At 35.4% G+C, this 6,450-nt stretch carries 7 protein-coding genes; 3 read left to right on the forward strand and 4 right to left on the reverse strand.

The window, feature by feature from the left end:
- The first annotated feature begins 4 nt into the window (after positions 1 to 4).
- Together ACYQ0O_RS01755 and ACYQ0O_RS01760 are read left to right on the forward strand one after the other, a co-directional pair.
- Positions 5 to 241 carry a MoaD/ThiS family protein gene (locus ACYQ0O_RS01755; RefSeq protein WP_459890069.1) on the forward strand — a complete coding sequence of 79 codons (237 nt, stop codon included), beginning with the start codon at positions 5 to 7 and terminating at the stop codon, positions 239 to 241.
- Between the two features lie 3 nt (positions 242 to 244).
- Positions 245 to 928 carry a HesA/MoeB/ThiF family protein gene (locus ACYQ0O_RS01760; RefSeq protein WP_459890071.1) on the forward strand — a complete coding sequence of 228 codons (684 nt, stop codon included), beginning with the start codon at positions 245 to 247 and terminating at the stop codon, positions 926 to 928.
- A 6-nt stretch (positions 929 to 934) separates the two neighbouring features.
- On the opposite strand, the gene ACYQ0O_RS01765 is transcribed toward ACYQ0O_RS01760, so the two are convergent.
- The 4 genes from ACYQ0O_RS01765 to ACYQ0O_RS01780 form a co-directional block, all read right to left on the reverse strand.
- On the reverse strand, positions 935 to 1,582 hold the full coding sequence (locus tag ACYQ0O_RS01765; RefSeq protein WP_459890073.1) for a response regulator: 648 nt from the start codon (positions 1,580 to 1,582) through the stop codon (positions 935 to 937).
- 13 nt (positions 1,583 to 1,595) lie between these two features.
- The gene (locus ACYQ0O_RS01770; protein ID WP_459890075.1) at positions 1,596 to 4,034 is read right to left on the reverse strand and encodes a c-type heme family protein; all 2,439 of its coding nucleotides are present in this window, start codon (positions 4,032 to 4,034) and stop codon (positions 1,596 to 1,598) included.
- 14 nt (positions 4,035 to 4,048) lie between these two features.
- Positions 4,049 to 4,297, reverse strand: a complete 249-nt coding sequence (locus ACYQ0O_RS01775) for a hypothetical protein (protein WP_459890077.1) — start codon at positions 4,295 to 4,297, stop codon at positions 4,049 to 4,051.
- A gap of 64 nt (positions 4,298 to 4,361) precedes the next feature.
- Entirely contained in the window at positions 4,362 to 5,753 is a 1,392-nt protein-coding gene (locus ACYQ0O_RS01780) for a YeiH family protein (RefSeq protein ID WP_459890079.1), read from the reverse strand.
- 473 nt (positions 5,754 to 6,226) lie between these two features.
- Between ACYQ0O_RS01780 and ACYQ0O_RS01785 the strand changes: the two genes are divergently transcribed.
- Positions 6,227 to 6,450, forward strand: a 224-nt coding sequence (locus tag ACYQ0O_RS01785; RefSeq protein ID WP_459890080.1) for a transposase, incomplete at its 3' end; no start/stop codon positions are given.

Below are 6,450 nucleotides of genomic sequence, written 5' to 3' on the forward strand. Positions count from 1 at the left end.
AAAGATGAAAATTATTATGAGAATAGAAGTCCTGTGTTTTGCCACCCTAAAAAAATACACCCCTGACAATGAGGAAATTGAAATTGAGAAGGGATTTAAGGTCTATCATGTACTTGAAAAATTGGGTATTGATAAAAAGGAGGTCAAGGTGATCTTTATAAATGGAAAGCATGCCTCCTTGGATAGTGAGCTCAAAGAGGGAGATAGATTGGCTCTGTTCCCTGCTGTTGGGGGAGGATAAAACATGGATCTATCTCACCTTATAAGAAATTTTTCTGCTATAACCAAAAAAGATCAAGAGAGATTGTTATATTCCAGGGTCCTTGTTGTTGGATGTGGAGGACTTGGAGGTTATGTCCTTGAAATTCTGGCAAGGATTGGCGTGGGGCACCTCATTTTTGCAGACGGTGATAGGTTTGAAGAAACTAATTTGAATAGACAGTTGCTTTGCTCTGTTAATACATTGGGTAAGAACAAGGCAGAAGTGGCCAAAAAAAGGATTTTAGAGATAGCCCCTCATTGCAGACCCTTTGCCATTTCAAGAAATTTAATAAAAGAGGAAGTTGTGGAATTGGGCAGGGGAACTGACATTGTAATTGATGCAGTGGGAGGAACTTTATTTAAAAAAGAAATAGTGGCTGAGTGTTTAAAAAACTCAATTCCCATAATTACTGGCGCAGTGGCAGGGTTTGAGGGGTTTGTTTCCACAGTTCTTTCTGGTTTTAAAACACCTGTTGATTTTTTTATGTCTAAGGACAGAGACTCTGCAGAACATTTACTTGGATGCACTGCGCCAATTGTTTCAATTATAGGAACCCTCCAAGCTTACGAGGCCATATCATATATTTGCTGGGAGAAATCAAACTTTGCAGGTAAGGTTTTTTATATTTCTCTTAAGGATTTTAGCTTTTCAACTTTTGAACTTTAATCATAGTTATTCTATGAGTCCTTTTTGTAGGGCATATCTGGTAAGTCCAGCTATATCATGAATATCCAATTTTCTCATTAATGCATTTCTATGTGTTTTTACTGTTTGGGGACTTATACTCAAAATTTCGGCAATTTCTTTTGTTGTTTTTCCCTCAGCTATCATTTGTAGAAGCTGTTTTTCTCTTGGAGTAAGTGTGGAATAAATATCCAGTTTTGATTTCTCTTGGAAAAGACCCTTGTATTCTTCTACTACATATTTTGCTACGGGTGGGCTTATATAGATATGTCCATGTAAAACAAAATCTATACTTTCAAGGAGTTCTTCCACTGCTGCATCTTTTAATAAATAGCCTACAGCGCCTGCCACAAAGGCATTTAATACATATTCCTTTTCTTTATACATGGATAAAATAATAATTTTGCTTTTACTTCTACTTTTTTTTATTTCTTCGGTGGCAACTATTCCATTTATGTTGGGCATTAATATATCCATTATAACTATATCGGGTTCTAAATTAAGTGTTTTTTCAATGGCCTCTTGTCCTGTTTGTGCTTCTCCTATAACTATATAGTCTTTATTTTGAGATATTATTGCTTTAAATCCTTCCCTTACTAAATTATGATCATCTGCTAACAAAATTTTAGCCTTCACAACTCTTAACTCCTTAACTTAGATATTTTTCTTGCAAAAGGTTATCAACTGGTATCTTATAGGTAAGAGTGCTTCCTGTTGATTTCTTACTGGATATGGTGAACTCTCCTCCCAGGTATGTGACCCTTTCCCTAATCATATGGAGACCCATTCCATTTTTAGGACTCATATTTCTTTGTATATCTTCCGGAAAGCCTACACCATTATCACATATCTTTATTACAAGTTCTTTTTCTTCTCTCATCTCAATATGGACTGCTACGTGAGTCGCCTTTGAGTGTTTTGCACAGTTTAAAAGCCCTTCTTGTACTAAACGGAATAATAATGTTTCCACTTCCTGGGGATACCTTCCTATGGGTTCTAAAACCTTTAAAGAGGTCTTAATGGGGAATTTTTCAGCAAATATGTCTAAATACCAATTGAGTGCAGCAGTAAAACCCAAATTGTCTAATATTATAGGATACATTTCAGATGTAAGATCTCTTGTTATCCCAATTACTGTGCTTAACAAATTATCAACTTTATCTAATTCATCAGCAAGACCTTTATTTTTTTGTTCTATATTTTTTTTAAGCATCCCGATATTAATTTTAATGGCTGCTAAATCTTGCCCAAGTTGGTTGTGTAATATGTCAGCAAATTTCCTCCTAGATTCTTCTTCAACCTTTGAGAGTTTTATGGTAAGATTTCTTAATTCCTTGTTCCTTTTTTTTAGTTGAGCATTCATGGAAAGTAATTCTTTTTCCAATCTACGGCGGGTGGTTATGTCTCTTAAAATAGACATGGTATATCTATGGTTATCCATAAAGAAAGAACTTGAAATCAACTCAACAGAAGTGCGTCCTCCTTTTTTGTTGATAATATCAAAGGCACAGGGATTAGGATTAGGACTAATCAGGCATCTCTTGGCTTTTTTTCGGTCTTTGGGATCTAACAGGTTCAATAAAGAAGATGATAGAATTTCTTCTTTTGAATATCCTGTTAGTTCTGTCCATTTGGGATTTGAATCAATAATTTGAAGGGTATGGGCATCTAAAAAGATTATGGCATCATTAGCGTGGTTGAATATTTCTTTATAGCGTCTTTCTGATTGACGCAATTGAGTTATTTTTTGTTCTACTAAATCTTCTAATTCTTGTGTATATTTATTAAGCTCTTCTTGTAAATTTTTTATTTCTGTAATATCAACAAAATTAATAATAAAATCAGTGGATTTATATGTATTATCTATTATAACAGAGCTGTTTACTAAAATGTATTTTCTATTTTGATTTTTATCAATGAACTCATACTCAATTTGAGTATCAGTTAATGTATTTTTATTCATTAATTTTTTAAATGGTATTGGCAAATTTAATTCATTAATGTTTTTATCTTTAACGTCATTGTAGTTTATTCCAATTATTTCCTCTGACTTTCTGTTCCAAAATCTTATATTACCATTTTCTGTTAAGACTATAAATCCAATAGGAGCACTGGAAAGTATTGCTTCTAAAAAGACTTTATGTCTATTTAATTCTCTTGTCCTCTTCTCTACCATAACTTCCAGTTTTCCAGAATACTCCAGTAATTGATTTTGTACTTTACCTAAATGACCTATTAAATGTACAAAAGTCTTTGTAAGTTCTCCCAATTCGTCATGTTTGTATTTATCTATAGTGTCTGTTAATTGCAGTTCTCCATTTTTAATACGTCTACAATAATTTATTAGATTAGTTAAAGGATTATACACTAATCTTTGAAAGAAGAACCAAACTAGGATAAATAATAGAACAATAAAGGCAACTCCAATAGCAAAAATATGTAAAGTGGTTTTATACATTGTTGCCAACTGACTTTCGATATTCACTCCAATGACGTCTAATCCAGCTACACTACCTTCCTTTCTAAAGTATCCTCCTCTGGAGCCATATTTTTTTATTAGTTCTGCAGGTGCATCCTTGGGATCCCCATGACATCTAAGGCAAGATTTTTCCATATAGATTGGCTCAGTGACCATAAACCATCTGGCTCCATTTATTGTTACTATTCCTTTCCATTCTTTTAACGAATGGGTCTTATTGTAATAGCTGATCATCTTTCTCTCAAAGGCATTGGCCTTGTTCAGGGGATTTCTAGGGTTAAGGGCAGCCCTCTTGTATTTAACATCTTTGAAATATTGAGACACATTCCCCATAACCCTTCTAGTAACATACGAAGTGGACATGGCTTCTACAATAAACTGGTCCTTTGATAGGACTGAATACATTTTTGGCCTTAAAATTTCTTTTACATATTTTCTGGCGGCTTCTGCCTCTGCCATGAAAATCCTTGTTTTTTCATTGGCCTCTTTAAGTATCCAATTTTTGTATTGGATGGAGACCAACAAGCAAATTATCAATGTGGAAGCAATAAGGACAGAGGCAGTTGCCAAAAAGAATTTAGTTCTTAGAGAAAGGTCTTTTGTTTTCATTGGGTCAGATTTAATTAGGAAATCGAGTATACATTATATGTTCCACTGATTTGGTTGTCTATATTTTTATTTTCCCTTGTACAGAGGAAATCACTACATTTTCCCCTTGGAAATAGATAGACTCCATGTTTTATACATACACCAGCATCCCCCCTAACACATCCCCAGGCAGAACTTAAGGTATTTAGACCGTGGTAAAACTCTTCTAAAAATTTAGGGTCATTGCGAAAATATTTACAATGCAAGCAAGTATATTGGTTCATGGTATACCCCTTTTATTATTTTCTTGCGGCCCTATTGGGGCCGCATTTTCTGTAATTTGAATTTTTATTTTAAAACACCTAATGCAGTTGACCAATAATTTCCAAATATTATGGCTGAGAATATAAATCCCAAGATCACATTTACTATAACTCCCATGGTAAATGCCTTGAATGGTTTGTTTCCTGCTGATGCCAGTTCTCTAAACCTGGTTGTAAGTCCTATGCTTAGAAAACAAAAGATAAAAGTCCATGTCCTCATGGCCTTGATTGGATTTATTAAATTTGGTTTTACAGTGTGCAAATATTCATTCATTGAATAGGAGTGAACCACAACGGTAATTATTAGGGAAGCCAAAAAAAAGCCCAATACAAACTTTGGGAATCTCCACCATACCTCTTTTAAAGTGGGCTTCTGTCCCAACCTATCTCCTTTTTCCCATTTGGTAATTGATATTACCGCAAATGCAAAGGCCCATAAACCGATCCAAATATCTCTTCCTATTACTTTCATTAAAGTAAATGCACGTACAGCAATTTCTTCCATTCCAGCCATAAGTCCATAGGCCTGTGCAGCGGCAAATCCAGCTGCATCTGCAAATTCTGAAGTTCCTATCCATGCTCCGGCCACTCCTGCATGTAAATGAAGAATCTTGGATATGAATGGCAGGAAGAAGATCATTACTATTGCCCAAACTATAACCAGAGTAATGGCAATACAGGGATGTTCCTTTTTGGCCCTAACTGCACCTGCAACTGCAATTGTTCCAGAAACGCCACAAACAGAGGCTCCAGCCCCAAGACATGCTGCAAGTCTTGGATCTAATTTAAATAATCTCGTTGCGGCAAAATATACTGTCAAACAAGTAGATACAGAGATTATGGTAGCCTGTAGCATGGCCACAGGACCAGCATAGATAATAAGAGTAAAAGGTAAAGTTGCCCCAAGCAACACAATTCCTGTTTTAATAAAATATTCAACACGGAAACCAGTATCCATCCATTTTGGCAATTTGATAAAATTGGCAATGATCATCCCTATTGCCAAGGCCACTAACGGTGGTTCAAGGTTGTAGTGGTGTGCCTTTTCCCATGCCCCAATTGAGAATATTATCACAGAAATCACGTACACAAAGATGAAAGAAGGGACGAATTCAGACAGATTGAATCCCATTATTTTACTGCTTAATGAAAATACTATAAGCCAAAAGAAAAATTGCAGGAAATAGAGTTTATAATTAAGTGCAAAGTGATGAAACAGTTGATCTAGACTAGACCACTTTGCTGGAGTAACAGCTAGTGGCTTCAAACTTCCTCCAGAAAAATAAAGGAAAATTGCAGCAAAGATAATCCCCATGGATAACCAAATAGCCCACCAATCCTCTTTTAGATACAACTCCTTCCATCCTGAAGGTTTTACTTCAGGAACTTCACATACATTTTTTTGATTCTCATTCATCTGACAATACCTCCTTTGTGTTTGAATTAAATTAGTTATACTATAAATATAATAACATAAAGGAGGTCTGATGAAATTACCCTTTTGGTGTATTTAAGATATACCAAATGGAGTAGTTGATTTTTGATTGCAAAATATATGATTGTTATTTTTGTTTGGATAGATTTGAAAAAAAGGTTACAATCCAGACAAGGATCATTAAGATTGTAAAAGTTAAAAGATGGCAAGTTTACCAAAAAACGAAAAAATAGAAAATTACTTAGGGAGGAGACAATGTAAGTCACATAAGGACGAAATTAGTTAAATAAAAATTATATTGGGCTTTAGGCCGTGGATTGAGTATAAAGACCTTCTTATGCCCCCGGCAGGATTCGAACCTGCGGCGCCAGGATTAGGTATAATGGACTCCAAAAACTGGACAGAGGAATAAGGTGGATGTTAGCCTGAAAGGACAGAAAGGAGTCAAGGATTAGATGGGTAACATCCGGAAGAGGCACAACGGAGCATTTAAGGCAAAGATAGCACTGGAGGCACTAAAGGCGGAGAAGACGATCTCAGAGATATCCAGTAAATATGGAGTACACCCAAGCCAGGTGAGGCGATGGAGAAAACAACTTATTGAGGGACTACCATCTATATTTACAGACAAGAAGAAAAAGGCAGAGAAAGACAGAGAGGAGCTTGAGGCAGAACTATA

This window comes from Desulfothermus okinawensis JCM 13304 (assembly GCF_054654515.1).

Bases quoted from the DNA above. Each gene is read 5' to 3' on its own strand.
- ACYQ0O_RS01770 (WP_459890075.1), bottom strand. From the start codon at position 4,034: ATGAAAACAAAAGACCTTTCTCTAAGAACTAAATTCTTTTTGGCAACT.
- ACYQ0O_RS01780 (WP_459890079.1), bottom strand. From the start codon at position 5,753: ATGAATGAGAATCAAAAAAATGTATGTGAAGTTCCTGAAGTAAAACCT.
- ACYQ0O_RS01760 (WP_459890071.1), top strand. From the start codon at position 245: ATGGATCTATCTCACCTTATAAGAAATTTTTCTGCTATAACCAAAAAA.
- ACYQ0O_RS01775 (WP_459890077.1), bottom strand. From the start codon at position 4,297: ATGAACCAATATACTTGCTTGCATTGTAAATATTTTCGCAATGACCCT.
- ACYQ0O_RS01755 (WP_459890069.1), top strand. From the start codon at position 5: ATGAAAATTATTATGAGAATAGAAGTCCTGTGTTTTGCCACCCTAAAA.